The following is a 25,949-nucleotide window of genomic DNA, read 5'->3' on the forward strand; positions in this document are numbered from 1 at the left end:
ACCGTACTGGCTAAAACCTACGGCGGTGCTGCTCGTGCATTCGACCAGATCGATAACGCGCCGGAAGAAAAAGCTCGTGGTATCACCATCAACACCTCTCACGTTGAATATGACACCCCGACTCGCCACTACGCACACGTAGACTGCCCGGGCCACGCCGACTATGTTAAAAACATGATCACCGGTGCTGCGCAGATGGACGGCGCGATCCTGGTTGTTGCTGCGACTGACGGCCCGATGCCGCAGACTCGTGAGCACATCCTGCTGGGTCGTCAGGTAGGCGTTCCGTACATCATCGTGTTCCTGAACAAATGCGACATGGTTGATGACGAAGAGCTGCTGGAACTGGTAGAAATGGAAGTTCGTGAACTTCTGTCTCAGTACGATTTCCCGGGCGACGACACTCCGATCGTTCGTGGTTCTGCTCTGAAAGCGCTGGAAGGCGAAGCAGAGTGGGAAGCGAAAATCATCGAACTGGCTGGCTTCCTGGATTCTTACATCCCAGAACCAGAGCGTGCGATTGACAAGCCGTTCCTGCTGCCTATCGAAGACGTATTCTCCATCTCCGGTCGTGGTACCGTTGTTACCGGTCGTGTAGAGCGCGGTATCATCAAAGTTGGTGAAGAAGTTGAAATCGTTGGTATCAAAGAGACTGCTAAGTCTACCTGTACTGGCGTTGAAATGTTCCGCAAACTGCTGGACGAAGGCCGTGCTGGTGAGAACGTTGGTGTTCTGCTGCGTGGTATCAAACGTGAAGAAATCGAACGTGGTCAGGTACTGGCTAAGCCGGGCTCTATCAAGCCGCACACCAAGTTCGAATCTGAAGTGTACATTCTGTCCAAAGANGAAATGTTCCGCAAACTGCTGGACGAAGGCCGTGCTGGTGAGAACGTTGGTGTTCTGCTGCGTGGTATCAAACGTGAAGAAATCGAACGTGGTCAGGTACTGGCTAAGCCGGGCTCTATCAAGCCGCACACCAAGTTCGAATCTGAAGTGTACATTCTGTCCAAAGATGAAGGCGGCCGTCATACTCCGTTCTTCAAAGGCTACCGTCCGCAGTTCTACTTCCGTACTACTGACGTGACTGGTACCATCGAACTGCCGGAAGGCGTTGAGATGGTAATGCCGGGCGACAACATCAAAATGGTTGTTACCCTGATCCACCCAATCGCGATGGACGACGGNGAAGGCGGCCGTCATACTCCGTTCTTCAAAGGCTACCGTCCGCAGTTCTACTTCCGTACTACTGACGTGACTGGTACCATCGAACTGCCGGAAGGCGTTGAGATGGTAATGCCGGGCGACAACATCAAAATGGTTGTTACCCTGATCCACCCAATCGCGATGGACGACGGTCTGCGTTTCGCAATCCGTGAAGGCGGCCGTACTGTTGGTGCGGGCGTTGTTGCTAAAGTAATGAGCTAATTATTGATTAATTAGCTTTGAGCTTAAAAAGGGCGCTTCGGCGCCCTTTTTGCTGTCCGCTATTTAGCAGTTGTCATATTTATTCGCATTTTTCATTCATTCTCCCGCTGCGTAAATAGCGTTGTGCTATTGTAATCATAACTATTCTCATTTACACTTTGCGCAGAAATTGAACGGGAGCGATCATGTACGTTTGTTTGTGTAATGCGATAAGTGATAAAAAAATACGTCAGGCTGTTCGCCAGTTTCATCCTCAGTCCTTTCAGCAATTGCGTAAATTTATTCCTGTTGGAAATCAATGCGGTAAGTGCATTCGTGCTGCCCGCGAAGTCATGCAGGATGAATTAACGCAAATGCCAGAATTTAAAGAGATCGCCTAAGTCACACTCTTTTTTTTGACATCCCTGTAGCCCCATCTACGCTCTAAGAGTGGAAGCGGAGGGACTATAAAATGAAAGGTGATGTTAAAATCATAAATTATCTCAATAAACTATTGGGAAATGAGCTTGTCGCAATCAACCAGTATTTTCTCCATGCTCGTATGTTCAAAAACTGGGGACTGACTCGCCTCAATGATGTTGAGTACCATGAATCTATCGATGAGATGAAACACGCTGATAAATATATCGAGCGTATTTTATTCTTAGAAGGGCTCCCAAACTTACAGGATCTTGGTAAGTTGGGTATAGGCGAAGATGTTGAAGAGATGCTGCAATCCGATCTTCGACTCGAACTCGATGGGGCTAAAGATTTACGTGAAGCCATTGCCTATGCCGACAGCGTCCATGACTACGTTAGCCGGGATATGATGATCGAAATCCTTGCTGATGAAGAAGGTCACATTGACTGGCTGGAAACGGAGCTGGATCTGCTCCAGAAGATGGGACTTCAGAACTATCTTCAGGCACAGATTCGCGAAGCGTAGACGCAAACTTTGCAGAGCGGCAGGCCTGCCGCTCCTTTCAGTACCCGATAACACCTGAGCTTTGCGCGCTGAAAATCAACCAGCCTGCCAGTCCAAGCCACGGACCGAACGCAATAAGCGGTATCGACGTCCTTCGGGTAAGGCGTAGGATCAGCCACCAGACAATGCCCAGCAATGATGCAGCGAGTAAAATGGGCGGTAGCGCTGGCCATCCACACCAGGCACCCATCGCCGCCAGTAGCTTAGCGTCACCCAGGCCGATGCCCTCTTTTCCCGCGAGAATTTTGCATCCCCACCAGACCAGCCATAGCGTCAGATAGCCAGCGACAGCGCCGTACAGCGCGTCGGGTAACATCTCTCTGTCGTAAACGCTGTGATATAGCAGACCGAGCCAGAGCAGCGGCTGCGTCAGCACATCCGGCAGCAGGTACGTCCGGAGATCAATTTGCGCCAGGGCGAAAATAAACCAGAACAGCGTCATGATGGCAATCGCATCTGATATTGAAGAGACAAACGCGGCGCTAAGCGCAAAAACACAAGAACACGCCAGTTCAGTCAGTAGGTAACGCCATGAAATGGGCTGCGCGCAGTCCTGGCAACGCCCCCGCTGCCACAGCCAACTGAATAGTGGAATAGTGTTACGCACCGATAGCCTGTGCTGGCAGTGCGGACAGTGCGACGGAGGCCAGGCGATATTCCATGTTTCGCTGTGCCGATGCTCAATCATGATCGGCAGTCGATAAACCACTACATTCATAAAGCTGCCGACTATCAGCCCGACAAGCGCCATTGCTGCAATATTAATGAGTTCCGTCATTTCCCCACCGGATAGAGTTCAAGGGCTTCCACCGCAATCTCCCCGGCGACCGGGCGGGCGCTAAACGTGAGTTGCGAAACCTGTATTCCCTCATTTTGTAGGGTATTAAGCCACGCAAATAATGGTTCGGTTTTGACAACGGGAAGCGAGATCGCAAAATGATCGGGAGTGGATGTCACAACGCTGATATTCAGACCTGCCTGCTGCGCGCTATGTTGTATCAGTGCCGGATCGGTCTTTGTGCCCGGTCTACTGGCAACTAATCCGCGACGCTGAATCGCCTCATTTACCCACAGGATCTCACTCCTGAGACGATCATTTTCCTGCCTCTGCTGTGCAATAGCGTTATCCAGGGGCTGAACCACGCCGTACCAGAATCCCGCCAGCAGACAGAAAACGGCGAGGAATATCAGACTGCGTTGCTCTCTGCCGTTTTTTTCGCTCCACCAGCTATTCATATTCATTTGCGCTCCTTCAGGGTCAGCCGGACGCTATCTGTCGTCCCTTCTGGCGGTTGAGTCAGGATAAATTCGTCGTTTGTCTGCACCATAAAGCGGCGAAGATGTTCCGGATCGCGAACGTTGAGCGTCAGGGTAAAAAGGCGTTGTTCGAGCCGGTAGTTGACCTCGCGGATGGTAAGCCCCGGCAATGTGCTTAATCGGGTCTGAAGCTGAGTCAGTAACGTCAGCACATCCGGATAGCGATCCCTCGCGGACGATTCGAAGAAATATTTAAAATTGCTGTTGCGGTTATCACCTGGGAAATAGCGGTTCCACAGGGTGGCACCTTCCGCTGAGAGTGCCTGTTTCTGTTGATGAAGCTGCCAGAGCATCACCCCTTTCAGCCCTGAGAAGAGCGCTATTGCCAGGGCAAATGTTGCTATGGCGGCATATTTCAGCAGACGCGGGGTCGGTTGTGTCGGAGGCAAAGGGCGGAAGCTGCCGTGTAATACGTTAATGTCCTGAATATTATCGCTATTGCAGGCACACGCCAGCGGTGGCTGCCAGTCAAGGTATTCGACATGAGCGTGAGGCACAGGAAGCGGGCTGGCGCTGATGATTTTTTGCTCTGTATGGCTGGCGAGTAAATGCGTGAGCAGTGTTTCACTCAGCACGCCTGTTTTCCACGCGTCGTAACGGATTAACCATCGCTCATCTTGTTTTAGCAGACTCCAGCTATCCGTGACATACGGCAGCCAGAAACCATCCGGAACGATATACGTCAACGTCACGCCAGCTGTGCGGAAAGTCGTCAATAGCTCGTTCAGCGTGGTCCTGGCGATCCCGGCGAGATGGAGCGTGTTTTCCTCTCTGGCGAGAACCGTCCAGTGCAGGCTGTCCGTATCACCGACAACGGCGTCCTCCACCAGCCAGCCCAGCGTTTGTTCACTGATTTTGTAGTTTTCCGTCGGTAATTCGACGCGGCGAAAACAGAAATAATCAGGTGACAGGAACAGGCAGGCGTTACCGGCATCCGGCAGGTCGGCCAGCGCGTTCGGCTGGAGGTAATCCGCCTGTTCAACAATAACCGGAGGCTGTGTCCCTATGGGGGCGCACCATTCCAGTTTTCCCGGCAGCGGACGTAGCAGTAATGTGTCTGGCGTCATTTAGTTCCCTTTAATGGTCGCGCGCCACGCTTTTGCGGGCTGTAATAAACAGAGCCTTTCTTTTGGGATCGTATTCCAGCTGGCTGATGGTGCTCCCGGCGCTATCGCCCTGTTCGATAGTCGTTTCAAGGCGGAAGTAACGACTGGTCGCCACCGCAATGCTTTTGAATGTGGTCTGCGACAGCTTATTAGCCGGATTATCCTTATCGAATGTCTTTAACAACGTCTCAATGCTGATTTTGCGTCCTTTGCGCGGGGTATCAAAAAAGCGCTCAATCTCGCGTGGCGGGACAGCATTACTGAGCATCGCCGCAATCAACGGTGCATCCCGGCGCGTCAGGGTGTTGATGTTGATTTTTAGCTCATCATCAGGCAGCGCGCAGAGTAGCGGGGAGATTTGCTGGTAAAGAGAAAGCGTCATCCCTTTGATTTGTTTGAGCTCACTGATTGACCAGATACGTCGTCCGCCAATGGTGTGGGGGTCGTTACTTGTCTGGTAATACTCATTTTCGGCACCGGAGGCGCGTGGAATATCGTCGTTATCGACGTAGTCGGCGATAGCATCAACCAGCGCCTCAGCCTGGGCATGGGTGACGCCAACGTTGTCCAGCAGCGCAAGAAAGACGCTCACGCTGGCGGGCGGCTCTTTCATTCGATCGATCGGGGCGTTAATCAGCGCATTAATGTTGTAACAGGCCTGCTCGTCAGATAGCTGCCAGCTAACAACATCGCCGCTGGCGAGCTGAATACGCTGCGGCTGCGCCCAGAGCTGCTCGTGAGTGAGGTATTTCTCATTATCCCGCAGGTCCTGTTCAAGAATACGCATGGCCTGGCTTTCAGCCAGCTCTGCCAGCCAGTTTTGCTGTAGCCGCATCCGGGTGTAGCTGGTGCGTTTGAGGTTGATCTGGTAGCGCACGGTCATTTCGCTGGCCAGCGCCGCCATAATTGCCAGGATCATCAGCACTACCAGCAGCGCCACGCCCTTTTGCCGGGTCATTGCTGTTCTCCTGGCTGGCGGTTCTCTGGCAAGAGCGTCAGACGAGTTATCGTGCCGGAATCAGCAAGTTTAAGAGTGACTTCCATCGCGCCAGGAGATGGGGTTGTCGTCGTGTCCGTCCATGCTTTCTCTTTACTGCTGTAATAACGCAACGTGAAGGCGTTCACACCATTGAGCATCGGCTGAGTGATGGCTGCGGTTGCATCTTCCGGGTAGCGCCAGAGCGTGCGGTATAAAGTATGATCCTGCAGATACCACTGAACTCGCTGGATATCGGGCGCGCAGCAGGCGCCAGGATAACTGTTACTGCTGGCTGTCGTCAGCATCAGCGTCTCTTTTTTGCCCTGCCATTGGGTTACCGGCACCCGCTGTCGGATATCTTTATCCAGCAAATTGACGGTACGCACGATAGCGGAAAAACGTTGCTGATGCTTTTTGGTCTGCTCGTTACTGTCAATTGTTGTCGTCAGCATCTGCGCCGTCAGCAGGCTGAGCATGGCGAACAGGGCAATAGCCAGTAAAACTTCCAGCAGGGTAAAGCCGTGCTGTTTCTCAGGGCCGGGAGACATTTTGCGCTCCTCCTTGCGGCGAGGGAATAAAGCGCTGCAGGCGGATCTTCTGCTTGTCCTCAAGGGCGACGTCAACTGTCCAGGTGCTGAGGCCAGAAGCATCGGCGGGTGAGACTGTTAACAACCAGTCCCAGCGGCGTTTACCCATTATGCTGCTGCCCGTGGCGGTTTTAGCGGGGCTCTGCCCGGCCAGTTGATAGGTTTTGAGCACATTATCCGCTACCCAACCGGCAAGTACCTGTTCTTCCATTTTTGCGGTGGCGCTAACCTGACCGTGCAGGCTGTTGAGTAGCGCGAGAGAGCAGGTGGCGAAAATGAATATCGCCAGCAGCACTTCCAGAAGCGTCATTCCTGATTGCCTTTGGCTCATCGGCTTTCGCCTCGGGTGAGCACCAGCGGCAGCCCGCCGGTGCTGGCGAGCGTGAACAGCAGCCTATTATTTTTACGGCTGCGGATGTGTAGCGTAAACGGCGTAATTTCACCGTCCGGGTGAATCAGAATTTGCGGCGTGCCGACGGATTGCCTGGCGAGCGACGCCGGGAACAGTGCCACCTGCCAGTCATTTTCCCACTTGCCTGCGGTCGCCAGGCGATAGAACTGTGTTGGCGTCTGCCAGCGATTGCCAATCGGTGTGACGATGCGCCAGCCTTGTTCGCGGATCTCAATACCGGTACTGCGGTCTTCCATGGTTGACCAGTCAGCGGCATATTCAGTCAGCGCCGCCAGCTGTTCGGCTGCGGTAATAGCTTTCGCGGTATCATTTTGTCGCCCGTAGGTCATCATCACCAGCGAGGCGCCAAGCGCGATAATCGTCAGCACCAGAATGACTTCCAGTAGCGTGAATCCCTTCTGCCTCATTCCGATTATTTCGCTTTGCCCAGTTCCCAGTTAGTAATGTCGTCAGCGGTGCCGGGTTCACCGTCCTGACCTGCGGAGAGAATATCGTAATCGCCGTGTTCACCAGGGCTAACCAGCAGATACTCATTACCCCAGGGATCCTGTGGCAGACGTTTGATATAGCCCTTCGCGTTGTAATTTTCCGGGATTGGGCTGGCGGTCGGTTTTTCGACCAGCGCCTTTAGCCCCTGCGCCGTCAGCGGATAGCGATAGTTATCCAGTTTGTACATATCCAGCGCATTCTCCAGCGCCACGATGTCGCTGACGGCTTTCTGGTGATCGGCTTTGTCTTTATTGCCCATTAAACTGGGGACGACCAGGCTTGCGAGGATGCCCAAAATAACCAGCACCACCATCATCTCCAGCAGCGTAAATCCTCGCTGCTTATGTGTATCACTATTCACGTTTTATCCTTAACTTACCAATGAGTTGAGTTGCAAAATGGGTTGCAGAACCGAGACGATGATGAACAGCACAATCATCGCCATCGTAATAATCAGCGCGGGTTCAAACAGCGCCAGCGTCAGCGCAATGCGGTTTTGTAGCAGTGTTTCCTGCTGGTCGGCGGCGCGCGCCATTAGCTCGCTGAGCTGGCCGCTTTTTTCCCCGGAGGCAATCATGTAGAGCATCATCGGCGGGAAGAGATCGCATTTTTCCAGGGCGAGATGAAAGCCTGAACCCTGGCGCACGCGCTCCGCAGCCTGACCCAGCCGCTGACTAATTTCTCGGTTACCGATGCCTTCGGTTGCCAGCGTCATCCCTTCCAGCAGCGGAACGCCGCTGATATTAAGAATGCTCAGGGTGCGCAAATAACGGGCGCAGTGGATAGCGCGCAGCAGGGCGCGACTGAGTTTGAAATCAAGAAGCCAGCGGTCAAGCAGATGCCGTTTGCCGGGACGGGTGAGCCAGTGGCGAAACAGGAAAAAGGCAATCAGCAGCAATGCGATTACCCACAGTCCGTAGTGGCGCATGGCATCGCTGATTGCCAGCAACACGCGCGTGGACATCGGCAGCGCTTCTTTCATATGCAGAAACTGCTCCACGATTTTGGGCACTACTGTGGTGAGCAGGATAGCGACGACGGCGATCGCCACGCTGGTCAGCAGGGAAGGATAAATCAGTGACTGGATGAGTTTACTGCGTGTTGCCTGTCGTAACTCATTGTAGTCAGCCAGCTGTTCCAGCACACAGCCGAGCTGTCCGCTTTTTTCGCCGGCTTTCACCAGCGTGCGGTAAACGGAATCGAAGATCCGCGGCCAGGCGGCCAGCGATTCGGAAAGCGTATGTCCGGCGAGGATCCGTTCGCGCAGGTCGTGTAGCACCAGCCCCAGTTTATTATTTTTGTTCTGCCGGCCAATAACGAACAGCGCCTCTTCAAGCGGTAGCGAAGCGTTGGCCAGTGTGGCGAGCTGGCGGGTGAACAGCGCCAGTTCACTGCCGCTAAGCCGTAAACGAGGCGTTTTTTTTACCGTCCGGAACAGCGAAATGACCTTTTTCTCATTTAACACCAGCGGGTGCAGACCCTGGGCGCGCAGCGCCTCGCGCGCCTCTTTGCTGCTGGCGGCATCCAGCGTTCCACGGTGAGTCGTGCCGCTGTCATCCATTGCCTGCCACTGATATTTCATCGTGTATCCTCTTGCGCAGAGGTGACGCGCATGACTTCCTCAAGCGTGGTCTCGCCTGCCAGCACGCGCAGCAGGCCGTTCTCCCGCAGGCTCCGGCTTTGCTGGCGCAGGCACTGCTCCAGGGCGTGTTCATCGGCGTCGCGATGGATGATGCTGCGCATAGTTTTATCCACCAGCATAATTTCATGAATCGCCAGTCGCCCCTGATAGCCTGTTCCCCGACATTCGCCGCATCCGCAAGCCTGCCAGATTGTCTGAGCGGTGGGATCGAGCGCGTGCAGGAGGGATTTCTGAGAGTCAGGAATGGGAGCATGCACGCGGCAGGCCGGACAGAGGCGACGCACCAGGCGTTGGGCGATAACGCCGCTTAGCGATGATGAGAGCAGGAAAGGTTCAACGCCCATATCTCGTAATCGGGTGATCGCACCGCAGGCGCTGTTAGTGTGCAGGGTGGAAAGCACCAGATGTCCGGTGAGCGATGCCTGAACCGCTATCTGCGCGGTTTCGGCGTCACGAATTTCGCCGACCATGACGATGTCCGGATCCTGGCGCAGGATGGCGCGCAGTCCCCTGGCGAAAGACATATCCACCCGGCTGTTTACCTGGGTTTGTCCGACGCCTTCCAGCTCGTACTCGATGGGATCTTCGACGGTCAGGATATTACGCTGGGGGGAATTCAGCTCGGCGAGAATCGCATACAGCGTGGTGCTTTTTCCCGAACCTGTCGGGCCGGTGACGAGAATGATGCCGTGTGGCTGCTGTACTAAACCCTTCAGCCGCAGGCTATCCACCGCCGATAGCCCCATATTCTCCAGCGTCAGGCGCAGACTGTTTTTATCCAGCAGACGCAATACAGCTCTTTCGCCGTACTGCGAGGGCAACGTCGAAACGCGGACGTCAATATTTTTGCGTCCAAGGCGCAGGGAAATACGCCCATCCTGCGGCAGTCGTTTTTCGGCAATATCCAGCCGCGCCATTACTTTGATACGTGAAATCAGCAGCGGCGCCAGTTTTTTAGCGGGCTGAAGGACTGGCTTGAGGACACCATCGATACGAAAACGAACCACCAGCGATTTTTCGAAGGTTTCGATATGCACATCCGACGCGCCTTCCTTCACGGCTTCATGAAGAACCGCGTTGATCAGGCGGATAACCGGTGCGTTGTTTTCATCACTGAGCAGATCGGCGTTGTCGGGTAACTCTTCGCTCAGCGCCGTCAGGTCGATCTCCTGATCGATATCCTGGGCAATCTGCCGGGACTCTCCGGTGCCGTGCTGGAAAAGTTGATCCAGGTGGTCGTCAAATTGTGCTGGCGTCAGGCGGCTGAAGCGCTTGCAGGCAACGCTGGCCTCCAGTACGTTTTCCAGCGGCGTGTCGGTGCGGTAGAACAATTCATCCGCCGCGACCGCGATACCAAATTTTTGCCCCTGCGCGTAATTAAGCAGCAGAGGATGCTGGGGAGGAATGCGCGTCCATAAGTCAGTCATGCTGGATCATTCCCGGAAGGGATTGCGCGATGGCTGGCCGTTGGGCGCGTCGGTCGGCACATCGAAATTCAGCTCTTTAAGCATCGGGCGTTCTTCGTCCTTCACGCCGACCAATCCACTGGATTGCTTATCAATACGCTGCTGCTGTAACTCACGAAATCGTGTGTACTTATCCTTTGAGAGCGAACGATAAACCTCGTCGTCGCGAATAATGGTCGGCCTGATAAAGACCATCAAATTACGCTTCGCATTTTCCGTTGAGGTGTAGCGGAATAGCTGTCCGAGAACAGGGATATCGCCCAGCAGCGGTACTTTGGAAACCTGCTCTTTGCTTGAATCATCCAGCAGGCCACCCAGCACCACGGTTTCGCCGCTTTTGACCAGCACGGCATTCTGGATAGTGCGGGTGTTGAACGTTGGACCGAGATCGCTGGCATTACCAGAAGCGTTATCGACGCTCGACACCTCCTGCTCGATCTCCATCAGCACCGCGTCACCTTCGTTGATTTGCGGTGTGACCTTCAGCTTGGTGCCGACGGTTTTACGTTCGACCGTATTAAAGACGTTGTCGCCGGAGGTCGTTTGCGAGCCGGAAAGCACCGGCACATCCTGGCCGACATTAAACGACGCTTCTTTGTTATCCAGCGTCACAATGCTGGGGGTGGCGAGGATATCGTTTTTGTTGTCGGAGGAGATCGCGGTGAGCAGGACGCTCCAGTCCCCCTCAAAGAAGCCCGTCGCCAGGCCGTTAAAACTGCTTAACGCGCTGGCGATAGGGTTGTCGCTGGTCATCGAACCATTTTTATCAAACTGGCGCGCGCCTCTTGAGGCGTCGAAAATCGGCAGCCCCGTTTTGGTAAACTGCTGACCGCCGACGTTGCTGTTGGCCCACTGCACGCCAAGATTCAGTCCGTTGCCATCCTGGACTTCCACAATGATGGCTTCAACCAGTACCTGTGCGCGGCGAATATCCAGACGAGCGATGACTTTTTCCAGCTCCTGCATGGTGCTCTGGTCTGCGGTAATGACCACTGAGTTGGTTTGTTCATCGGCGTTAATCGAGACATCCCGGGAAGGGGTAGCCACGCTCTGCGAAGACGACTGCTTGTCTTCCGTCAGTTTGGTTGACACGCCGGTCAGCACTTCAACGATTTTAGTGGCTTTGGCGTATTTCAAATAGAACACGCGAGTATTGCCCTGCGTGGTCTGTTCGATATCCAGTTTAGCGATTAAAGATTTCATCCGCTGGCGCACATTGTCCGGCCCGCTGATAAGAAGGGCGTTGGTGCGCTTGTCGGCGACAATTTTAGGCAGCAGGATCTGCGTTGGGTTTTCCTTTGACTCTTCGCGAATCAGGCTGTTAATTACGTCAGATAAATCAACTGCCGAGGCGTAGCGCAGTTTGATAAGCTCACGTTCCTGAGTACCAATAACATCGACCTTTTTCACAACCTCAAGGATGCGATTGACTATATTGGCTTTACCGGTGATCAACAGCGCATTAGAAGGATCATAGTGTACGACGTTGCCAATGCCGCCGCTGTCCATCATCTGGCGTAATAGCGGAGCCAGATCGCGTACCGGGACATTTTTCAGCGCCACGACGCGGGTGATAAATTCATCGCCGACCGCCGGTTGCGACTGTGCCAATACTTTTCCCGGCGCGGTCTTAAGCGTTGCGGAGCGAACAACCTTCAGCAGGCCGTTATCCAGGGTGATAACCGAGTAGCCGTAGATGTCGAGAACGCTGAGAAAAAACTGGTAGTATTCCTCCTCGTTGAAACTATCAAAGCTGCGAACGGAGATTTTTCCCTGGACGGACGGATCGATCAGAATGGTTTTGCCCATTTGCTTACTGACCGAGGTAATAAACTCCCGGAGATCCGCATCCTGGAAGTTTGCCGAATATTGCGCTGACATGGTTTGAAATGGAAAGGCGCAAAACTGTAGCGCCAGTATCCATGCAGCCGTTTTTTTAATTCCTTTGCGCAATTTTGTCGTCCTTAAGGTTAATCATTCTCAGTAACGGATACATTCACCAACGCTTCCTGACCGTTTCGTATCACGGTAAACTGGGCAGAGTTTAAGGTTACAAATTCCTGTAGTGCCGCTTTTGCTGACGTTTCCTGAGTTAGCGGATGGTTGTTCATTTTGATCGCAATATCGCCTGGCCTGAGTCCGGTTGCTATAAAACGTTCAATCGGACCACGGGCGTTTAATCTGACGCCCTGTAGCGCTTCCTGCTGATAGATAAAGTTAGTAATAATGATGTCGCTGAGGGAATTTGGCGCGCTGTCATGTGGCAGCGATGGTGCCGGTGCCCTGGAGGATATATCAGGCTCATCAATAAAAGCGATGCGTTGCCGGGAGCCATTGTTATCAATCGTCACGCTATTATTATCAATATCCGTAATTTTTACGTCAGGGAGATCGTCAAGCTTATCTCCGGTACTGTAAAATTTTGCTTTCTTATTAATGGTGATAATAGCCTGTGAACGTGTTTTTAGCGTGCTCGCAATAATGCCATTTAGCTGGAGGTCGAGCATCGAATTTTTAATTGAAATATCTTCTTTATTATCAGTCGCGTTTTCCCTACTGTTTTTCGGTAAATTCATTGGCAGCCTGAGGACAACGGACGTTATTGAGTGACTGGTTTTGTTTTTCGTATTGGTCGAATCAATAAAAAATCTATAGGCATATAACGAATGAATAATAACAATGGCACCGACAAAAAACATAACGCAGTACAGCACATCGTTACGCTTTTTCTTAAATATAAAGGTAAATTGCTTCGCGATAACATCCATTGTTAATAGCACGCCTGTTCTTTTCGGGAGAAGCATGATATAGGCTTACTTTCAGGTTTTCAATTTAATCGTCGGAACATGCCGTTTAATTCAAATATAAAAAATTGATAATATTTACCTGGCATATAATAAGTTAAATACCCGCATCAATTACTGGAACTTATCGATGACTGAACGCGAATTATCGTATGCAATTTACTCTTTTTCGCAACATACCCTTATCAAGAATATCTTTATTCATGAGCTGGGCGCTGGCGATGTGGGCGTATTATGCGGCAAACCGGGGTGTGGTAAATCGACGCTTATTTATCAGTTAGGTAAGGATTTTCCCGGCAGGGTAGTGGTGTTTACCGCCACCGGTTTATCTGGTTTCTGTCAATTGACACACACGGCGTGTACGCACGGAAAACTCCAGCCAGACTGGCGAGATGTGAGAATTAGCCGTTTCTGGTCAACGCTGATGCCTGCCCTTAGTCCGGCAGCGCAACCAATAATAATTGTCATTGATAATGCTGACGCACTCGCCAGACATCTTCCGGCATTTGTCGATAATTTCCGTCATCTGGCGGCTTCATTTGACGCTGGCGCCAGCTTGCTACTGGTGGGGGGCGAAGCGCTCAGGCGTAACCGACGACTTAAACGGCGTATTACGCTGTCGGCGATCATCGCTGCGCCGACGGACGATGAATATCTTGATTTTATGCATCAACAGCAACTGCGTGAGGCGGATGGCGAGCCTGTGCGCATGCGTCATGAATTTGTGCGCAAAGCGGTTCGGGCAGTGCAGGGAAACCTGGCGTTGCTGAGGCGCATCGCCCGGGCGGCGAGAAAAATGGCAACGGACAGGCAAGCGGATGTGTTAACCGCTCAACAGGAAAAATTGTTGCTGGAAACATTTACTCTACGCTCTTGCGTATTGCGCAAGGGAATATTGCCCGGACTTTACGCTGCGCTGGCTTTGACGTTCGGCTGGCTGGCGGTCGATGTTTTTCCCCTTCAACTTCCTGTGCCCGCCGGGTTAACGGTGGCGATGACGCAAAAAAAGGAAAACCTGCCGGATATTAGCGATGCACGGGGAGGATTACGCGACGCCATGCAGCAATTATTCAGCGTCTGGGGATTCGACACAGCGTATGACGAGGCATGGTGTGACCAGGCTGATCGCGCTGAGTTGGTGTGCGAAAGCGGCAAGGAACGTTTAGATAACCTCATCAGGCGCGGGTTGCCGTGGATCGCGCATTTGAATATCGATAAACAACCGGTCTACGGTGTTGTGATGCGTGTATCAGGAAACGAGCTGGATCTTATCATTGATAATAAAACCTGGATCGTCAGTCAGGAGTGGCTGGCGAAGCACTGGCAGGGAAATTATACCCTGATACTCAATTTAACGCCTGACAGGAAAATGCAGATCGGTGAAAAGAGTCCGGCGGAAACCATCATCTGGTTTGATACGATGCTGAGCCGCGCGCTGGGCGTTCCCGGCGATAAATCGGGCTCATGGACGCCATGGTTAATCGAAAAGGTCAAAGCATTCCAGCAGCGGGAGAATTTGCCTGTGGATGGTAAGCCGGGAAAAGAGACGCTGATAAGGCTACGTCAGAGTCTTGGAGACGCGCCGGTATTAATCAATGAGGCGGCACCTGTGCTCACACATGTGTCATCTAAGGAGCGTGTGTGATGATGCACATCTATCAACCCATTGATGCGAAAACAGTGTTGAGTTGCCGCTGGCGGCAGGCGCTGCGTTCCTGTTGCTGGCTGTTGTGGGTCAGCCTGATGCTAATGTGCGGCTACTACGGACATTATGTCTGGTTGGTGCGCCATCCGACAACCGCCACGCAGGGAGTGCCCGATTCTCAGGCGTATCGACTCTCGGATGTGCATTACATTTTTAAGCGGAAGCCTCTGCCGATACGCATCGATTTACCCACCCAGAACGAAGAGGGTGACAGTATGTTGGAAGAGATACCCTATGATGAAGCGTCCGAGCAGGAAGTGCCGGATGGCGAAGTATTGCGCTCACGTGTGCAACAAGCGCTGAGAGAAATCGATGGCAAATAGCCATAATCACTTGCATCCGTACTGGCTATACGTATAATACGCCAGCCTGTCAAATCTGACGGGTAGTTCGATATGAACTGTGGCGGTTTACCGTCAACAACGCTCCCAATCAGGGGGCTACGTAAGAACGGTTACACTCTCCCATCAATCGTAATGGGTTTGAGGAGTAACTATTTCGTCTATAAAATAATTGGAGCTCTGGTCTCATGCAGAACCAAAGAATCCGTATCCGTTTGAAAGCGTTTGATCATCGTCTGATCGATCAATCAACCGCGGAAATCGTCGAGACTGCCAAGCGCACTGGTGCGCAGGTTCGTGGTCCGATCCCGCTGCCGACCCGCAAAGAGCGTTTCACCGTTCTGATCTCCCCGCACGTCAACAAAGACGCGCGTGATCAGTACGAGATCCGTACTCACAAGCGTCTGGTTGACATCGTTGAGCCAACTGAAAAAACCGTTGATGCTCTGATGCGTCTGGACCTGGCTGCCGGTGTAGACGTGCAGATCAGCCTGGGTTAATCAGGTCATCGAGCGATTGAGAGGTTGATACAATGATTGGTTTAGTCGGTAAAAAAGTGGGTATGACCCGCATCTTCACTGAAGATGGCGTATCTATCCCAGTAACCGTTATCGAAGTTGAAGCAAACCGCGTTACTCAGGTTAAAGATCTGGCTAACGATGGCTATCGCGCTGTTCAGGTTACCACCGGTGCTAAAAAAGCTAACCGCGTAACTAAGCCGGAAGCTGGTCACTTTGCTAAAGCTGGCGTAGAAGCTGGCCGCGGCCTGTGGGAGTTCCGCCTGGCAGATGGTGAAGAATACACCGTTGGTCAGAACATTAGCGTTGAACTGTTTGCTGACGTTAAAAAAGTTGACGTAACCGGTACCTCTAAAGGTAAAGGTTTCGCTGGTACCGTTAAGCGCTGGAACTTCCGTACCCAGGACGCTACTCACGGTAACTCCTTGTCCCACCGCGTTCCGGGTTCTATCGGTCAGAACCAGACTCCGGGCAAAGTGTTCAAAGGCAAGAAAATGGCAGGTCAGCTGGGCAACGAACGTGTAACCGTTCAGAGCCTGGACGTAGTACGTGTTGACGCTGAGCGCAACCTGCTGCTGGTTAAAGGTGGTGTTCCGGGTGCGACCGGTTGCGACCTGATCGTTAAACCAGCTGTGAAGGCGTAAGGGGATAGCAATGGAATTAGTATTGAAAGACGCGCAGAGCGCGCTGACTGTTTCCGAAACTACCTTCGGTCGTGATTTCAACGAAGCGCTGGTTCACCAGGTTGTTGTTGCTTATGCAGCTGGTGCTCGTCAGGGTACTCGTGCTCAGAAGACTCGTGCTGAAGTAACTGGTTCAGGCAAAAAGCCGTGGCGCCAGAAAGGTACCGGCCGTGCGCGTTCAGGTTCTATCAAGAGCCCGATCTGGCGTTCAGGTGGCGTGACCTTCGCTGCTCGTCCACAGGACCACAGTCAAAAAGTTAACAAAAAGATGTACCGCGGCGCGCTGAAAAGCATTCTGTCCGAACTGGTACGTCAGGATCGTCTGATCGTTGTCGAATCATTCTCTGTAGAAGCGCCTAAAACTAAGCTGCTGGCACAGAAACTGAAAGACATGGCTCTGGAAGATGTGCTGATCATCACCGGTGAGCTGGACGAAAACCTGTTCCTGGCTGCGCGCAACCTGCACAAGGTTGACGTACGCGATGCAACTGGTATCGACCCGGTTAGCCTGATCGCCTTCGACAAAGTCGTAATGACTGCTGATGCTGTTAAGCAAGTTGAGGAGATGCTGGCATGATTCGTGAAGAACGTCTGCTGAAAGTGCTGCGCGCACCGCACGTTTCTGAAAAAGCGTCTACTGCGATGGAAAAAACTAACACCATCGTTCTCAAAGTTGCTAAAGACGCGACCAAAGCAGAAATCAAAGCTGCTGTGCAGAAACTGTTTGAAGTCGAAGTCGAAGTCGTTAACACCCTGGTAGTTAAAGGGAAAGTTAAACGTCACGGACAGCGTATCGGTCGTCGTAGCGACTGGAAAAAAGCTTACGTCACCCTGAAGGAAGGCCAGAATCTGGACTTCGTCGGCGGCGCTGAGTAAGTCGGAGGAGTAATACAATGGCAGTTGTTAAATGTAAACCGACATCTCCGGGTCGTCGCCACGTTGTTAAAGTGGTCAACCCAGAGCTGCACAAGGGCAAACCTTTTGCTCCGCTGGTTGAAAAAAACAGCAAATCCGGTGGTCGTAACAACAATGGCCGCATCACCACTCGTCACATCGGTGGTGGTCACAAGCAGGCTTATCGTATTGTTGACTTCAAACGCAACAAAGACGGTATCCCGGCAGTTGTTGAACGTCTTGAGTACGATCCGAACCGCTCCGCGAACATCGCGCTGGTTCTGTACAAAGACGGTGAACGCCGTTACATCCTGGCCCCTAAAGGCCTGAAAGCTGGCGACCAGGTTCAATCTGGCGTTGATGCTGCAATCAAAGCAGGTAACACCCTGCCGATGCGCAATATCCCGGTTGGTTCTACCGTTCATAACGTAGAAATGAAACCAGGTAAAGGCGGTCAGCTGGCACGTTCCGCTGGTACTTACGTTCAGATCGTTGCTCGCGATGGTGCTTATGTCACTCTGCGTCTGCGTTCTGGTGAAATGCGTAAAGTCGAAGCAGACTGCCGTGCAACTCTGGGCGAAGTTGGCAATGCTGAGCATATGCTGCGCGTTCTGGGTAAAGCAGGTGCTGCACGCTGGCGTGGTGTTCGTCCTACCGTTCGCGGTACTGCGATGAACCCAGTCGACCACCCACATGGTGGTGGTGAAGGTCGTAACTTTGGTAAGCACCCGGTAACTCCGTGGGGCGTTCAGACCAAAGGTAAGAAGACCCGCAGCAACAAGCGTACTGATAAATTCATCGTACGTCGCCGTAGCAAATAATTTTAGAGGATAAGCCATGCCACGTTCTCTCAAGAAAGGTCCTTTTATTGACCTGCACTTGCTGAAGAAGGTAGAGAAAGCGGTGGAAAGCGGAGACAAGAAGCCCCTGCGCACTTGGTCCCGTCGTTCAACGATCTTTCCTAACATGATCGGTTTGACCATCGCTGTCCATAATGGTCGTCAGCACGTTCCGGTATTTGTTTCCGACGAAATGGTCGGTCACAAACTGGGTGAATTCGCACCGACTCGTACTTATCGCGGCCATGCTGCTGATAAAAAAGCGAAGAAGAAATAAGGTAGGAGGAAGAGATGGAAACTTTAGCTCAACATCGCCATGCTCGTTCTTCTGCTCAGAAGGTTCGCCTTGTTGCAGACCTGATTCGCGGTAAGAAAGTGTCGCAGGCTCTGGATATTCTGACCTACACCAATAAGAAAGCGGCTGTACTGGTCAAGAAAGTCCTGGAATCTGCCATTGCTAACGCTGAACACAACGATGGCGCTGACATTGACGATCTGAAAGTTACGAAAATTTTCGTAGACGAAGGCCCGAGCATGAAGCGCATTATGCCGCGTGCAAAAGGTCGTGCAGATCGCATCCTGAAGCGCACCAGCCACATTACTGTGGTTGTGTCCGATCGCTGAGACTCTGGAGACTAGCAATGGGTCAGAAAGTACATCCTAATGGTATTCGCCTGGGTATTGTAAAACCATGGAACTCAACCTGGTTTGCGAACACCAAAGAATTCGCTGACAACCTGGACAGCGATTTTAAAGTACGTCAGTACCTGACTAAGGAACTGGCTAAAGCGTCTGTATCTCGTATCGTTATCGAGCGTCCGGCTAAGAGCATCCGTGTGACCATTCACACCGCTCGCCCGGGTATCGTTATCGGTAAGAAAGGTGAAGACGTAGAAAAACTGCGCAAAGTCGTAGCGGATATTGCTGGCGTTCCTGCTCAGATCAATATCGCCGAAGTGCGTAAACCTGAACTGGATGCAAAATTGGTTGCTGACAGCATCACTTCTCAGCTGGAACGTCGTGTTATGTTCCGTCGTGCTATGAAGCGTGCTGTACAGAACGCAATGCGTCTGGGCGCTAAAGGTATTAAAGTTGAAGTTAGCGGCCGTCTGGGCGGCGCGGAAATCGCACGTACCGAATGGTACCGCGAAGGTCGCGTACCTCTGCACACACTGCGTGCTGACATCGACTACAACACCTCTGAAGCGCACACCACTTACGGTGTAATCGGCGTTAAAGTGTGGATCTTCAAAGGCGAGATCCTGGGTGGTATGGCTGCTGTTGAACAACCGGAAAAACCGGCTGCGCAACCTAAAAAGCAGCAGCGTAAAGGCCGTAAATAAGGAGCGTCGCTGATGTTACAACCAAAGCGTACAAAATTCCGTAAAATGCACAAAGGCCGTAACCGCGGTCTGGCGCAGGGTACGGATGTTAGCTTCGGCAGCTTCGGTCTGAAAGCTGTTGGCCGTGGTCGTCTGACTGCCCGTCAGATCGAAGCAGCACGTCGTGCTATGACCCGTGCAGTTAAGCGTCAAGGTAAGATCTGGATCCGTGTATTCCCGGACAAACCGATCACTGAAAAGCCGCTGGCAGTGCGTATGGGTAAAGGTAAAGGTAACGTGGAGTATTGGGTTGCCTTGATTCAGCCGGGTAAAGTCCTGTATGAAATGGACGGCGTACCGGAAGAGCTGGCCCGTGAAGCATTCAAGCTGGCAGCAGCGAAACTGCCGATTAAAACCACCTTTGTAACTAAGACGGTGATGTAATGAAAGCAAAAGAGCTGCGTGAGAAGAGTGTTGAAGAGCTGAACACCGAGCTGCTGAATCTGCTGCGTGAGCAGTTCAACCTGCGTATGCAGGCTGCAAGTGGCCAGCTGCAACAGTCTCACCTGTTGAAGCAAGTGCGTCGTGATGTCGCACGCGTTAAGACTTTACTGACTGAGAAGGCGGGTGCGTAATGACCGATAAAATCCGTACTCTGCAAGGTCGCGTTGTTAGCGATAAAATGGAGAAATCCATCGTTGTTGCTATCGAACGTTTTGTGAAACACCCGATCTACGGTAAATTCATTAAGCGTACGACCAAACTGCACGTACATGACGAGAACAACGAATGCGGTACTGGTGACGTGGTTGAAATCCGCGAATGCCGTCCGCTGTCCAAGACTAAGTCTTGGACGCTGGTTCGCGTTGTAGAGAAAGCCGTTCTGTAATACAGTAGGCATTCTCAACGAATAAACGGCTCAGCGATGAGCCGTTTATTTTTTCTACCCATATCGTTGAAGCGGTGTTATAATGCCGCGCCCCCGATATGGGGCTTTTTTAACGACCTGATTTTCGGGTCTCAGTAGTAGTTGACATTAGCGGAGCACTAAAATGATCCAAGAACAGACTATGCTGAACGTCGCCGACAACTCCGGTGCACGTCGCGTAATGTGTATCAAGGTTCTGGGTGGCTCGCACCGTCGCTACGCAGGCGTCGGCGATATCATCAAGATCACCATCAAGGAAGCAATTCCGCGTGGTAAGGTCAAAAAAGGTGATGTGCTGAAGGCGGTAGTGGTGCGCACCAAGAAGGGTGTTCGTCGCCCGGACGGTTCTGTCATTCGCTTCGATGGTAATGCATGCGTTATTTTAAACAATAATAGCGAGCAACCTATCGGTACGCGTATTTTTGGGCCGGTAACTCGTGAACTTCGTAACGAGAAGTTCATGAAAATTATCTCTCTGGCACCAGAAGTACTCTAAGGAGCGAATCATGGCAGCGAAGATCCGTCGTGATGACGAAGTTATCGTGTTAACCGGTAAAGATAAAGGTAAACGCGGTAAAGTTAAGAATGTCCTGTCTTCCGGCAAGGTCATTGTTGAAGGTATCAACCTGGTTAAGAAACATCAGAAGCCGGTTCCGGCCCTGAACCAACCAGGCGGCATTGTAGAGAAAGAAGCAGCTATTCAGATCTCTAACCTTGCTATCTTCAACGCGGCAACCGGCAAGGCTGACCGTGTAGGCTTTAGATTCGAAGACGGCAAAAAAGTCCGTTTCTTTAAATCTAACAGCGAAACTATCAAGTAATTTGGAGTAGTACGATGGCGAAACTGCATGATTACTACAAAGACGAAGTAGTCGCTAAACTCATGACTGAGTTTAACTACAATTCTGTCATGCAAGTCCCTCGGGTCGAGAAGATCACCCTGAACATGGGTGTTGGTGAAGCGATCGCTGACAAGAAACTGCTGGATAACGCAGCAGCTGACCTGACAGCAATCTCCGGTCAAAAACCGCTGATCACCAAAGCACGCAAATCAGTTGCAGGCTTCAAAATCCGTCAGGGCTATCCGATCGGCTGTAAAGTAACTCTGCGTGGCGAACGCATGTGGGAGTTCTTTGAGCGCCTGATCACTATTGCTGTTCCACGTATCCGTGACTTCCGTGGCTTGTCCGCTAAGTCTTTCGACGGTCGTGGTAACTACAGCATGGGTGTCCGTGAGCAGATCATCTTCCCAGAAATCGACTACGATAAAGTCGACCGCGTGCGTGGTTTGGATATTACCATTACCACTACTGCGAAATCTGATGAAGAAGGCCGTGCTCTGCTGGCTGCCTTTGACTTCCCGTTCCGCAAGTAAGGTAGGGTTACTGAATGGCTAAGCAATCAATGAAAGCACGCGAAGTAAAGCGCGTAGCTTTAGCTGATAAGTACTTCGCAAAACGCGCTGAACTGAAAGCTATTATCTCTGATGTGAACGCGACCGACGAAGATCGTTGGAACGCAGTTCTCAAGCTGCAGTCTCTGCCGCGTGATTCCAGCCCGTCCCGTCAGCGTAACCGCTGCCGTCAAACAGGTCGTCCGCATGGCTATGTGGGCAAGTTCGGGTTGAGCCGTATCAAACTGCGTGAAGCCGCTATGCGCGGTGAAGTACCAGGCTTGAAAAAGGCTAGCTGGTAATTACCAATTGAATCACGGGAGTAAAGACAGATGAGCATGCAAGATCCGATCGCGGATATGCTGACCCGTATCCGTAACGGTCAGGCCGCGAATAAAGCTGCGGTCACCATGCCTTCCTCCAAGCTGAAAGTGGCAATTGCCAACGTGCTGAAGGAAGAAGGTTTTATTGAAGATTTTAAAGTTGAAGGCGACACCAAGCCGGAACTGGAACTTACTCTTAAGTATTTCCAGGGTAAAGCTGTTGTAGAAAGCATTCAGCGTGTCAGTCGCCCAGGTCTGCGCATTTATAAGCGTAAAGACGAGCTGCCGAAAGTTATGGCTGGCATGGGTATCGCAGTTGTTTCTACCTCTAAAGGTGTTATGACTGATCGTGCAGCGCGCCAGGCTGGTCTTGGTGGCGAAATTATCTGCTACGTAGCCTAATCGGAGGAAAAAATGTCTCGTGTTGCTAAAGCACCGGTCGTTATTCCTGCCGGCGTTGATGTAAAAATCAACGGTCAGGTTATTACGATCAAAGGTAAAAACGGCGAGCTGACTCGTACTCTCAACGATGCTGTTGCAGTAAATCATGCAGATAATGCACTGACCTTCGGTCCGCGTGATGGTTACGCAGATGGATGGGCTCAGGCTGGTACCGCGCGTGCCCTGCTGAATGCAATGGTTGTCGGTGTTACCGAAGGCTTCACTAAGAAGCTACAGCTGGTTGGTGTAGGTTATCGTGCAGCGGTTAAAGGGAATGTAGTAAACCTGGCTTTAGGTTTCTCTCACCCTGTTGACCATCAGCTGCCTGCGGGTATTACTGCAGAATGTCCGTCTCAGACTGAAATCGTGCTGAAAGGCGCTGATAAACAGCTGATCGGTCAGGTTGCAGCAGATCTGCGCGCCTACCGTCGTCCTGAGCCTTATAAAGGCAAGGGTGTTCGTTACGCCGACGAAGTCGTGCGTACCAAAGAGGCTAAGAAGAAGTAAGGTAACACTATGGATAAGAAATCTGCTCGTATCCGTCGTGCGACCCGCGCACGCCGCAAGCTCCAGGAGCTGGGCGCAACTCGCCTGGTGGTACATCGTACCCCGCGTCATATTTACGCACAGGTAATTGCACCGAACGGTTCTGAAGTTCTGGTAGCTGCTTCTACTGTAGAAAAAGCTATCGCTGAACAATTGAAGTACACCGGTAACAAAGACGCTGCTGCAGCTGTAGGTAAAGCTGTTGCTGAACGCGCTCTGGAAAAAGGCATCAAAGATGTTTCTTTTGACCGTTCCGGGTTCCAATATCATGGTCGTGTCCAGGCACTGGCAGATGCTGCCCGTGAAGCTGGCCTTCAGTTCTAAGGTAGAGGTGTAAGATGGCTCACATCGAAAAACAAGCTGGCGAACTGCAGGAAAAGCTGATCGCGGTTAACCGCGTATCTAAAACCGTTAAAGGTGGTCGTATTTTCTCCTTCACAGCTCTGACTGTAGTTGGTGATGGTAACGGTCGCGTTGGTTTTGGTTACGGTAAAGCGCGTGAAGTTCCAGCAGCGATCCAGAAAGCGATGGAAAAAGCCCGTCGCAATATGATTAACGTCGCGCTGAACCACGGCACCCTGCAGCACCCGGTTAAGGGTACTCACACGGGTTCTCGTGTATTCATGCAGCCGGCTTCCGAAGGTACCGGTATCATCGCCGGTGGTGCAATGCGCGCCGTTCTGGAAGTCGCTGGAGTTCGTAACGTTCTGGCTAAAGCGTATGGTTCTACTAACCCGATTAACGTGGTTCGTGCAACTATCGATGGCCTGGAAAATATGAAATCTCCGGAAATGGTCGCTGCCAAGCGTGGTAAATCCGTTGAAGAAATTCTGGGGAAATAAACCATGGCAAAGACTATTAAAATTACTCAAACCCGCAGTGCAATCGGTCGTCTGCCGAAACATAAGGCAACGCTGCTTGGCCTGGGTCTGCGTCGTATTGGTCACACCGTAGAGCGCGAGGATACTCCTGCTGTTCGTGGTATGGTCAACGCGGTTTCCTTCATGGTTAAAGTTGAGGAGTAAGAGATGCGTTTAAATACTCTGTCTCCGGCCGAAGGCTCTAAAAAAGCGGCTCGCCGCCTGGGTCGTGGTATCGGTTCTGGCCTCGGTAAAACCGGTGGTCGTGGTCACAAAGGTCAGAAGTCTCGTTCTGGCGGTGGCGTACGTCGCGGTTTCGAGGGTGGTCAGATGCCTCTGTACCGTCGTCTGCCGAAATTCGGCTTCACTTCACGTAAAGCAGCGATTACAGCCGAAGTTCGTCTGTCTGATCTGGCTAAAGTTGAAGGCGGTGTTGTAGACCTGAACACGCTGAAAGCAGCTAACATTATCGGTATCCAGATCGAGTTCGCGAAAGTGATTCTGGCTGGTGAAGTCACTACTCCGGTAACTGTTCGTGGCCTGCGTGTTACTAAAGGCGCTCGTGCTGCTATCGAAGCTGCTGGCGGTAAAATCGAGGAATAAGTAGCAGATGGCTAAACAACCGGGATTAGATTTTCAAAGTGCCAAAGGTGGCTTAGGCGAGCTGAAACGCAGACTGCTGTTTGTAATCGGCGCGCTGATTGTGTTCCGTATTGGCTCTTTCATTCCGATCCCTGGTATTGATGCCGCTGTACTTGCCAAACTGCTTGAGCAACAGCGAGGCACCATCATTGAAATGTTTAACATGTTCTCTGGTGGTGCTCTCAGCCGTGCTTCTATCTTTGCTCTGGGGATCATGCCGTATATTTCGGCGTCGATTATTATCCAGCTGCTGACGGTGGTTCATCCAACGCTGGCAGAAATTAAGAAAGAAGGGGAGTCTGGTCGTCGTAAGATCAGCCAGTACACCCGCTACGGTACTCTGGTGCTGGCAATATTCCAGTCGATCGGTATTGCTACCGGTCTGCCGAATATGCCTGGTATGCAGGGCCTGGTAATGAATCCAGGCTTTGCATTCTATTTCACCGCTGTTGTAAGTCTGGTTACAGGGACGATGTTCCTGATGTGGTTGGGCGAACAGATTACTGAACGTGGTATCGGCAACGGTATCTCAATCATTATCTTCGCCGGTATTGTCGCGGGACTCCCGCCAGCCATTGCCCATACTATCGAGCAAGCGCGTCAAGGCGACCTGCACTTCCTCGTGTTGCTGTTGGTTGCAGTATTAGTATTTGCAGTGACGTTCTTTGTTGTATTTGTTGAGCGTGGTCAACGCCGCATTGTGGTAAACTACGCGAAACGTCAGCAAGGTCGTCGTGTCTATGCTGCACAGAGCACACATTTACCGCTGAAAGTGAATATGGCGGGGGTAATCCCGGCAATCTTCGCTTCCAGTATTATTCTGTTCCCAGCGACCATCGCGTCATGGTTCGGGGGCGGGACTGGTTGGAACTGGCTGACAACAATTTCGCTGTATTTGCAGCCTGGGCAACCGCTTTATGTGTTACTCTATGCGTCTGCAATCATATTCTTCTGTTTCTTCTACACGGCGTTGGTTTTCAACCCGCGTGAAACAGCAGATAACCTGAAGAAGTCCGGTGCATTTGTACCAGGAATTCGTCCGGGAGAGCAAACGGCGAAGTATATCGATAAAGTAATGACCCGCCTGACTCTGGTTGGTGCGCTCTACATTACCTTTATCTGCCTGATCCCGGAGTTCATGCGTGATGCAATGAAAGTACCGTTCTACTTCGGTGGGACCTCACTGCTTATCGTTGTTGTCGTGATTATGGACTTTATGGCTCAAGTGCAAACTCTGATGATGTCAAGTCAGTACGAGTCTGCATTGAAGAAGGCGAATCTGAAAGGCTACGGCCGTTAACAGTCGCCCGAGAAGTTACGGAG

General features: G+C 51.9%; 38 protein-coding genes and 2 pseudogenes. 28 read left to right on the forward strand and 12 right to left on the reverse strand.

The window, feature by feature from the left end; translation table 11 throughout:
- The 4 genes and pseudogenes from tuf (B9P82_RS28595) to bfr all read left to right on the forward strand — a co-directional run.
- Positions 1-1,173: pseudogene (gene tuf, locus B9P82_RS28595) on the forward strand (elongation factor Tu); the annotation flags it as partial.
- 24 nt (positions 1,174-1,197) lie between these two features.
- Positions 1,198-1,425, forward strand: a pseudogene (gene tuf, locus B9P82_RS29545) (elongation factor Tu); the annotation flags it as partial.
- A gap of 185 nt (positions 1,426-1,610) precedes the next feature.
- Positions 1,611-1,805 (forward strand): bacterioferritin-associated ferredoxin, encoded by a 195-nt coding sequence (gene bfd, locus B9P82_RS25790; RefSeq protein WP_003031111.1) that lies wholly within the window; start codon positions 1,611-1,613, stop codon positions 1,803-1,805.
- A gap of 71 nt (positions 1,806-1,876) precedes the next feature.
- The gene (gene bfr, locus B9P82_RS25795; protein WP_016154761.1) at positions 1,877-2,350 is read left to right on the forward strand and encodes a bacterioferritin; all 474 of its coding nucleotides are present in this window, start codon (positions 1,877-1,879) and stop codon (positions 2,348-2,350) included.
- Positions 2,351-2,387: 37 nt separating this feature from the next.
- Here bfr and B9P82_RS25800 read toward each other — a convergent pair whose 3' ends face one another.
- The 12 genes from B9P82_RS25800 to gspC are packed head-to-tail and all read right to left on the reverse strand — an operon-like array spanning position 2,388 to position 13,155.
- On the reverse strand, positions 2,388-3,167 hold the full coding sequence (locus B9P82_RS25800) for a prepilin peptidase (protein ID WP_101701247.1): 780 nt from the start codon (positions 3,165-3,167) through the stop codon (positions 2,388-2,390).
- Positions 3,164-3,631, reverse strand: coding sequence for a type II secretion system protein GspM (gene gspM / locus B9P82_RS25805; RefSeq protein WP_046274617.1), 468 nt, complete (start codon positions 3,629-3,631; stop codon positions 3,164-3,166). The genes B9P82_RS25800 and gspM overlap by 4 nt, the downstream gene beginning before the upstream one ends.
- Positions 3,628-4,773 (reverse strand): type II secretion system protein GspL, encoded by a 1,146-nt coding sequence (gene gspL, locus B9P82_RS25810; protein ID WP_101701248.1) that lies wholly within the window; start codon positions 4,771-4,773, stop codon positions 3,628-3,630. The genes gspM and gspL overlap by 4 nt, the downstream gene beginning before the upstream one ends.
- A gap of 10 nt (positions 4,774-4,783) precedes the next feature.
- Complete coding sequence (gspK, locus tag B9P82_RS25815; protein ID WP_101701249.1) at positions 4,784-5,770, reverse strand: type II secretion system minor pseudopilin GspK; 987 nt, start codon at positions 5,768-5,770, stop codon at positions 4,784-4,786.
- Positions 5,767-6,339, reverse strand: a complete 573-nt coding sequence (locus B9P82_RS25820; protein ID WP_101701250.1) for a type II secretion system protein GspJ — start codon at positions 6,337-6,339, stop codon at positions 5,767-5,769. Before B9P82_RS25820 ends, gspK begins: the two co-directional genes overlap by 4 nt.
- Positions 6,323-6,709: a type II secretion system minor pseudopilin GspI gene (gene gspI / locus B9P82_RS25825; protein WP_101701251.1), complete on the reverse strand. Its 387-nt coding sequence runs from the start codon at positions 6,707-6,709 to the stop codon at positions 6,323-6,325. Before gspI ends, B9P82_RS25820 begins: the two co-directional genes overlap by 17 nt.
- Positions 6,706-7,197: a type II secretion system minor pseudopilin GspH gene (gene gspH, locus B9P82_RS25830; RefSeq protein ID WP_101701252.1), complete on the reverse strand. Its 492-nt coding sequence runs from the start codon at positions 7,195-7,197 to the stop codon at positions 6,706-6,708. Before gspH ends, gspI begins: the two co-directional genes overlap by 4 nt.
- A 5-nt stretch (positions 7,198-7,202) precedes the next feature.
- Complete coding sequence (gene gspG, locus B9P82_RS25835) at positions 7,203-7,640, reverse strand: type II secretion system major pseudopilin GspG (protein WP_019078173.1); 438 nt, start codon at positions 7,638-7,640, stop codon at positions 7,203-7,205.
- Positions 7,641-7,649: 9 nt separating this feature from the next.
- On the reverse strand, positions 7,650-8,861 hold the full coding sequence (gene gspF / locus B9P82_RS25840; protein WP_101701253.1) for a type II secretion system inner membrane protein GspF: 1,212 nt from the start codon (positions 8,859-8,861) through the stop codon (positions 7,650-7,652).
- Positions 8,858-10,348, reverse strand: coding sequence for a type II secretion system ATPase GspE (gspE, locus tag B9P82_RS25845; RefSeq protein ID WP_101701254.1), 1,491 nt, complete (start codon positions 10,346-10,348; stop codon positions 8,858-8,860). The genes gspF and gspE overlap by 4 nt, the downstream gene beginning before the upstream one ends.
- Positions 10,349-10,354: 6 nt before the next feature.
- Positions 10,355-12,340, reverse strand: coding sequence for a type II secretion system secretin GspD (gene gspD / locus B9P82_RS25850; RefSeq protein WP_101701255.1), 1,986 nt, complete (start codon positions 12,338-12,340; stop codon positions 10,355-10,357).
- A gap of 17 nt (positions 12,341-12,357) precedes the next feature.
- A complete protein-coding gene (gspC, locus tag B9P82_RS25855) occupies positions 12,358-13,155 on the reverse strand; it encodes a type II secretion system protein GspC (RefSeq protein WP_101701256.1) in 798 nt (265 codons plus the stop codon).
- 166 nt (positions 13,156-13,321) lie between these two features.
- Between gspC and B9P82_RS25860 the strand changes: the two genes are divergently transcribed.
- The 24 genes from B9P82_RS25860 to secY all read left to right on the forward strand — a co-directional run bounded on the left by B9P82_RS25860 (position 13,322) and on the right by secY (position 25,926).
- Complete coding sequence (locus tag B9P82_RS25860) at positions 13,322-14,836, forward strand: peptidoglycan-binding protein (RefSeq protein WP_101701257.1); 1,515 nt, start codon at positions 13,322-13,324, stop codon at positions 14,834-14,836.
- Entirely contained in the window at positions 14,836-15,219 is a 384-nt protein-coding gene (locus B9P82_RS25865; protein WP_053388935.1) for a hypothetical protein, read from the forward strand. Before B9P82_RS25860 ends, B9P82_RS25865 begins: the two co-directional genes overlap by 1 nt.
- Positions 15,220-15,425: 206 nt before the next feature.
- Complete coding sequence (rpsJ, locus tag B9P82_RS25870; RefSeq protein WP_001181005.1) at positions 15,426-15,737, forward strand: 30S ribosomal protein S10; 312 nt, start codon at positions 15,426-15,428, stop codon at positions 15,735-15,737.
- A 32-nt stretch (positions 15,738-15,769) separates the two neighbouring features.
- On the forward strand, positions 15,770-16,399 hold the full coding sequence (rplC, locus tag B9P82_RS25875; RefSeq protein ID WP_003031117.1) for a 50S ribosomal protein L3: 630 nt from the start codon (positions 15,770-15,772) through the stop codon (positions 16,397-16,399).
- 10 nt (positions 16,400-16,409) lie between these two features.
- A complete protein-coding gene (gene rplD, locus B9P82_RS25880) occupies positions 16,410-17,015 on the forward strand; it encodes a 50S ribosomal protein L4 (RefSeq protein ID WP_003031119.1) in 606 nt (201 codons plus the stop codon).
- A complete protein-coding gene (gene rplW / locus B9P82_RS25885) occupies positions 17,012-17,314 on the forward strand; it encodes a 50S ribosomal protein L23 (RefSeq protein WP_000617546.1) in 303 nt (100 codons plus the stop codon). The genes rplD and rplW overlap by 4 nt, the downstream gene beginning before the upstream one ends.
- Positions 17,315-17,331: 17 nt before the next feature.
- Positions 17,332-18,153: a 50S ribosomal protein L2 gene (gene rplB / locus B9P82_RS25890; RefSeq protein ID WP_016154746.1), complete on the forward strand. Its 822-nt coding sequence runs from the start codon at positions 17,332-17,334 to the stop codon at positions 18,151-18,153.
- 16 nt (positions 18,154-18,169) lie between these two features.
- Complete coding sequence (rpsS, locus tag B9P82_RS25895; RefSeq protein ID WP_001138115.1) at positions 18,170-18,448, forward strand: 30S ribosomal protein S19; 279 nt, start codon at positions 18,170-18,172, stop codon at positions 18,446-18,448.
- Positions 18,449-18,462: 14 nt separating this feature from the next.
- A complete protein-coding gene (rplV, locus tag B9P82_RS25900; RefSeq protein WP_000448832.1) occupies positions 18,463-18,795 on the forward strand; it encodes a 50S ribosomal protein L22 in 333 nt (110 codons plus the stop codon).
- A 17-nt stretch (positions 18,796-18,812) separates the two neighbouring features.
- Positions 18,813-19,514: a 30S ribosomal protein S3 gene (gene rpsC, locus B9P82_RS25905; RefSeq protein ID WP_000529945.1), complete on the forward strand. Its 702-nt coding sequence runs from the start codon at positions 18,813-18,815 to the stop codon at positions 19,512-19,514.
- A 12-nt stretch (positions 19,515-19,526) separates the two neighbouring features.
- Positions 19,527-19,937, forward strand: coding sequence for a 50S ribosomal protein L16 (gene rplP, locus B9P82_RS25910; RefSeq protein WP_000941212.1), 411 nt, complete (start codon positions 19,527-19,529; stop codon positions 19,935-19,937).
- A complete protein-coding gene (gene rpmC / locus B9P82_RS25915) occupies positions 19,937-20,128 on the forward strand; it encodes a 50S ribosomal protein L29 (RefSeq protein ID WP_000644742.1) in 192 nt (63 codons plus the stop codon). Before rplP ends, rpmC begins: the two co-directional genes overlap by 1 nt.
- Complete coding sequence (gene rpsQ, locus B9P82_RS25920; RefSeq protein ID WP_003031120.1) at positions 20,128-20,382, forward strand: 30S ribosomal protein S17; 255 nt, start codon at positions 20,128-20,130, stop codon at positions 20,380-20,382. Before rpmC ends, rpsQ begins: the two co-directional genes overlap by 1 nt.
- A gap of 163 nt (positions 20,383-20,545) precedes the next feature.
- Positions 20,546-20,917 (forward strand): 50S ribosomal protein L14, encoded by a 372-nt coding sequence (gene rplN, locus B9P82_RS25925; RefSeq protein ID WP_000613954.1) that lies wholly within the window; start codon positions 20,546-20,548, stop codon positions 20,915-20,917.
- A gap of 10 nt (positions 20,918-20,927) precedes the next feature.
- The gene (gene rplX / locus B9P82_RS25930; protein ID WP_003031122.1) at positions 20,928-21,242 is read left to right on the forward strand and encodes a 50S ribosomal protein L24; all 315 of its coding nucleotides are present in this window, start codon (positions 20,928-20,930) and stop codon (positions 21,240-21,242) included.
- A 14-nt stretch (positions 21,243-21,256) separates the two neighbouring features.
- Positions 21,257-21,796, forward strand: a complete 540-nt coding sequence (gene rplE / locus B9P82_RS25935; RefSeq protein ID WP_003031123.1) for a 50S ribosomal protein L5 — start codon at positions 21,257-21,259, stop codon at positions 21,794-21,796.
- A gap of 14 nt (positions 21,797-21,810) precedes the next feature.
- Positions 21,811-22,116 carry a 30S ribosomal protein S14 gene (gene rpsN / locus B9P82_RS25940; protein WP_003031125.1) on the forward strand — a complete coding sequence of 102 codons (306 nt, stop codon included), beginning with the start codon at positions 21,811-21,813 and terminating at the stop codon, positions 22,114-22,116.
- A 30-nt stretch (positions 22,117-22,146) separates the two neighbouring features.
- Complete coding sequence (gene rpsH, locus B9P82_RS25945; protein WP_003031127.1) at positions 22,147-22,539, forward strand: 30S ribosomal protein S8; 393 nt, start codon at positions 22,147-22,149, stop codon at positions 22,537-22,539.
- A 12-nt stretch (positions 22,540-22,551) separates the two neighbouring features.
- Positions 22,552-23,085: a 50S ribosomal protein L6 gene (gene rplF, locus B9P82_RS25950; protein WP_003031129.1), complete on the forward strand. Its 534-nt coding sequence runs from the start codon at positions 22,552-22,554 to the stop codon at positions 23,083-23,085.
- A gap of 9 nt (positions 23,086-23,094) precedes the next feature.
- On the forward strand, positions 23,095-23,448 hold the full coding sequence (gene rplR, locus B9P82_RS25955; protein WP_000358960.1) for a 50S ribosomal protein L18: 354 nt from the start codon (positions 23,095-23,097) through the stop codon (positions 23,446-23,448).
- 14 nt (positions 23,449-23,462) lie between these two features.
- Positions 23,463-23,966, forward strand: coding sequence for a 30S ribosomal protein S5 (rpsE, locus tag B9P82_RS25960; protein WP_003031131.1), 504 nt, complete (start codon positions 23,463-23,465; stop codon positions 23,964-23,966).
- A gap of 3 nt (positions 23,967-23,969) precedes the next feature.
- Positions 23,970-24,149, forward strand: a complete 180-nt coding sequence (gene rpmD, locus B9P82_RS25965) for a 50S ribosomal protein L30 (protein WP_001140434.1) — start codon at positions 23,970-23,972, stop codon at positions 24,147-24,149.
- Between the two features lie 3 nt (positions 24,150-24,152).
- On the forward strand, positions 24,153-24,587 hold the full coding sequence (gene rplO, locus B9P82_RS25970; RefSeq protein ID WP_003031132.1) for a 50S ribosomal protein L15: 435 nt from the start codon (positions 24,153-24,155) through the stop codon (positions 24,585-24,587).
- A gap of 7 nt (positions 24,588-24,594) precedes the next feature.
- Positions 24,595-25,926, forward strand: coding sequence for a preprotein translocase subunit SecY (gene secY, locus B9P82_RS25975; RefSeq protein WP_001118864.1), 1,332 nt, complete (start codon positions 24,595-24,597; stop codon positions 25,924-25,926).
- Positions 25,927-25,949 lie beyond the last annotated feature (23 nt).

The sequence above is a fragment of the Citrobacter sp. L55 genome (genome assembly GCF_002850715.1).
In the GTDB taxonomy this organism is placed as follows: domain Bacteria; phylum Pseudomonadota; class Gammaproteobacteria; order Enterobacterales; family Enterobacteriaceae; genus Citrobacter; species Citrobacter braakii.

Bases quoted from the DNA above. Each gene is read 5' to 3' on its own strand.
- bfd (WP_003031111.1), top strand. From the start codon at position 1,611: ATGTACGTTTGTTTGTGTAATGCGATAAGTGATAAAAAAATACGTCAG.
- bfr (WP_016154761.1), top strand. From the start codon at position 1,877: ATGAAAGGTGATGTTAAAATCATAAATTATCTCAATAAACTATTGGGA.
- B9P82_RS25800 (WP_101701247.1), bottom strand. From the start codon at position 3,167: ATGACGGAACTCATTAATATTGCAGCAATGGCGCTTGTCGGGCTGATA.
- gspM (WP_046274617.1), bottom strand. From the start codon at position 3,631: ATGAATATGAATAGCTGGTGGAGCGAAAAAAACGGCAGAGAGCAACGC.
- gspL (WP_101701248.1), bottom strand. From the start codon at position 4,773: ATGACGCCAGACACATTACTGCTACGTCCGCTGCCGGGAAAACTGGAA.
- gspK (WP_101701249.1), bottom strand. From the start codon at position 5,770: ATGACCCGGCAAAAGGGCGTGGCGCTGCTGGTAGTGCTGATGATCCTG.
- B9P82_RS25820 (WP_101701250.1), bottom strand. From the start codon at position 6,339: ATGTCTCCCGGCCCTGAGAAACAGCACGGCTTTACCCTGCTGGAAGTT.
- gspI (WP_101701251.1), bottom strand. From the start codon at position 6,709: ATGAGCCAAAGGCAATCAGGAATGACGCTTCTGGAAGTGCTGCTGGCG.
- gspH (WP_101701252.1), bottom strand. From the start codon at position 7,197: ATGAGGCAGAAGGGATTCACGCTACTGGAAGTCATTCTGGTGCTGACG.
- gspF (WP_101701253.1), bottom strand. From the start codon at position 8,861: ATGAAATATCAGTGGCAGGCAATGGATGACAGCGGCACGACTCACCGT.
- gspE (WP_101701254.1), bottom strand. From the start codon at position 10,348: ATGACTGACTTATGGACGCGCATTCCTCCCCAGCATCCTCTGCTGCTT.
- gspC (WP_101701256.1), bottom strand. From the start codon at position 13,155: ATGGATGTTATCGCGAAGCAATTTACCTTTATATTTAAGAAAAAGCGT.
- B9P82_RS25860 (WP_101701257.1), top strand. From the start codon at position 13,322: ATGACTGAACGCGAATTATCGTATGCAATTTACTCTTTTTCGCAACAT.
- B9P82_RS25865 (WP_053388935.1), top strand. From the start codon at position 14,836: ATGATGCACATCTATCAACCCATTGATGCGAAAACAGTGTTGAGTTGC.
- rpsJ (WP_001181005.1), top strand. From the start codon at position 15,426: ATGCAGAACCAAAGAATCCGTATCCGTTTGAAAGCGTTTGATCATCGT.
- rplC (WP_003031117.1), top strand. From the start codon at position 15,770: ATGATTGGTTTAGTCGGTAAAAAAGTGGGTATGACCCGCATCTTCACT.
- rplD (WP_003031119.1), top strand. From the start codon at position 16,410: ATGGAATTAGTATTGAAAGACGCGCAGAGCGCGCTGACTGTTTCCGAA.
- rplW (WP_000617546.1), top strand. From the start codon at position 17,012: ATGATTCGTGAAGAACGTCTGCTGAAAGTGCTGCGCGCACCGCACGTT.
- rplB (WP_016154746.1), top strand. From the start codon at position 17,332: ATGGCAGTTGTTAAATGTAAACCGACATCTCCGGGTCGTCGCCACGTT.
- rpsS (WP_001138115.1), top strand. From the start codon at position 18,170: ATGCCACGTTCTCTCAAGAAAGGTCCTTTTATTGACCTGCACTTGCTG.
- rplV (WP_000448832.1), top strand. From the start codon at position 18,463: ATGGAAACTTTAGCTCAACATCGCCATGCTCGTTCTTCTGCTCAGAAG.
- rpsC (WP_000529945.1), top strand. From the start codon at position 18,813: ATGGGTCAGAAAGTACATCCTAATGGTATTCGCCTGGGTATTGTAAAA.
- rplP (WP_000941212.1), top strand. From the start codon at position 19,527: ATGTTACAACCAAAGCGTACAAAATTCCGTAAAATGCACAAAGGCCGT.
- rpmC (WP_000644742.1), top strand. From the start codon at position 19,937: ATGAAAGCAAAAGAGCTGCGTGAGAAGAGTGTTGAAGAGCTGAACACC.
- rpsQ (WP_003031120.1), top strand. From the start codon at position 20,128: ATGACCGATAAAATCCGTACTCTGCAAGGTCGCGTTGTTAGCGATAAA.
- rplN (WP_000613954.1), top strand. From the start codon at position 20,546: ATGATCCAAGAACAGACTATGCTGAACGTCGCCGACAACTCCGGTGCA.
- rplX (WP_003031122.1), top strand. From the start codon at position 20,928: ATGGCAGCGAAGATCCGTCGTGATGACGAAGTTATCGTGTTAACCGGT.
- rplE (WP_003031123.1), top strand. From the start codon at position 21,257: ATGGCGAAACTGCATGATTACTACAAAGACGAAGTAGTCGCTAAACTC.
- rpsN (WP_003031125.1), top strand. From the start codon at position 21,811: ATGGCTAAGCAATCAATGAAAGCACGCGAAGTAAAGCGCGTAGCTTTA.
- rpsH (WP_003031127.1), top strand. From the start codon at position 22,147: ATGAGCATGCAAGATCCGATCGCGGATATGCTGACCCGTATCCGTAAC.
- rplF (WP_003031129.1), top strand. From the start codon at position 22,552: ATGTCTCGTGTTGCTAAAGCACCGGTCGTTATTCCTGCCGGCGTTGAT.
- rplR (WP_000358960.1), top strand. From the start codon at position 23,095: ATGGATAAGAAATCTGCTCGTATCCGTCGTGCGACCCGCGCACGCCGC.
- rpsE (WP_003031131.1), top strand. From the start codon at position 23,463: ATGGCTCACATCGAAAAACAAGCTGGCGAACTGCAGGAAAAGCTGATC.
- rpmD (WP_001140434.1), top strand. From the start codon at position 23,970: ATGGCAAAGACTATTAAAATTACTCAAACCCGCAGTGCAATCGGTCGT.
- rplO (WP_003031132.1), top strand. From the start codon at position 24,153: ATGCGTTTAAATACTCTGTCTCCGGCCGAAGGCTCTAAAAAAGCGGCT.
- secY (WP_001118864.1), top strand. From the start codon at position 24,595: ATGGCTAAACAACCGGGATTAGATTTTCAAAGTGCCAAAGGTGGCTTA.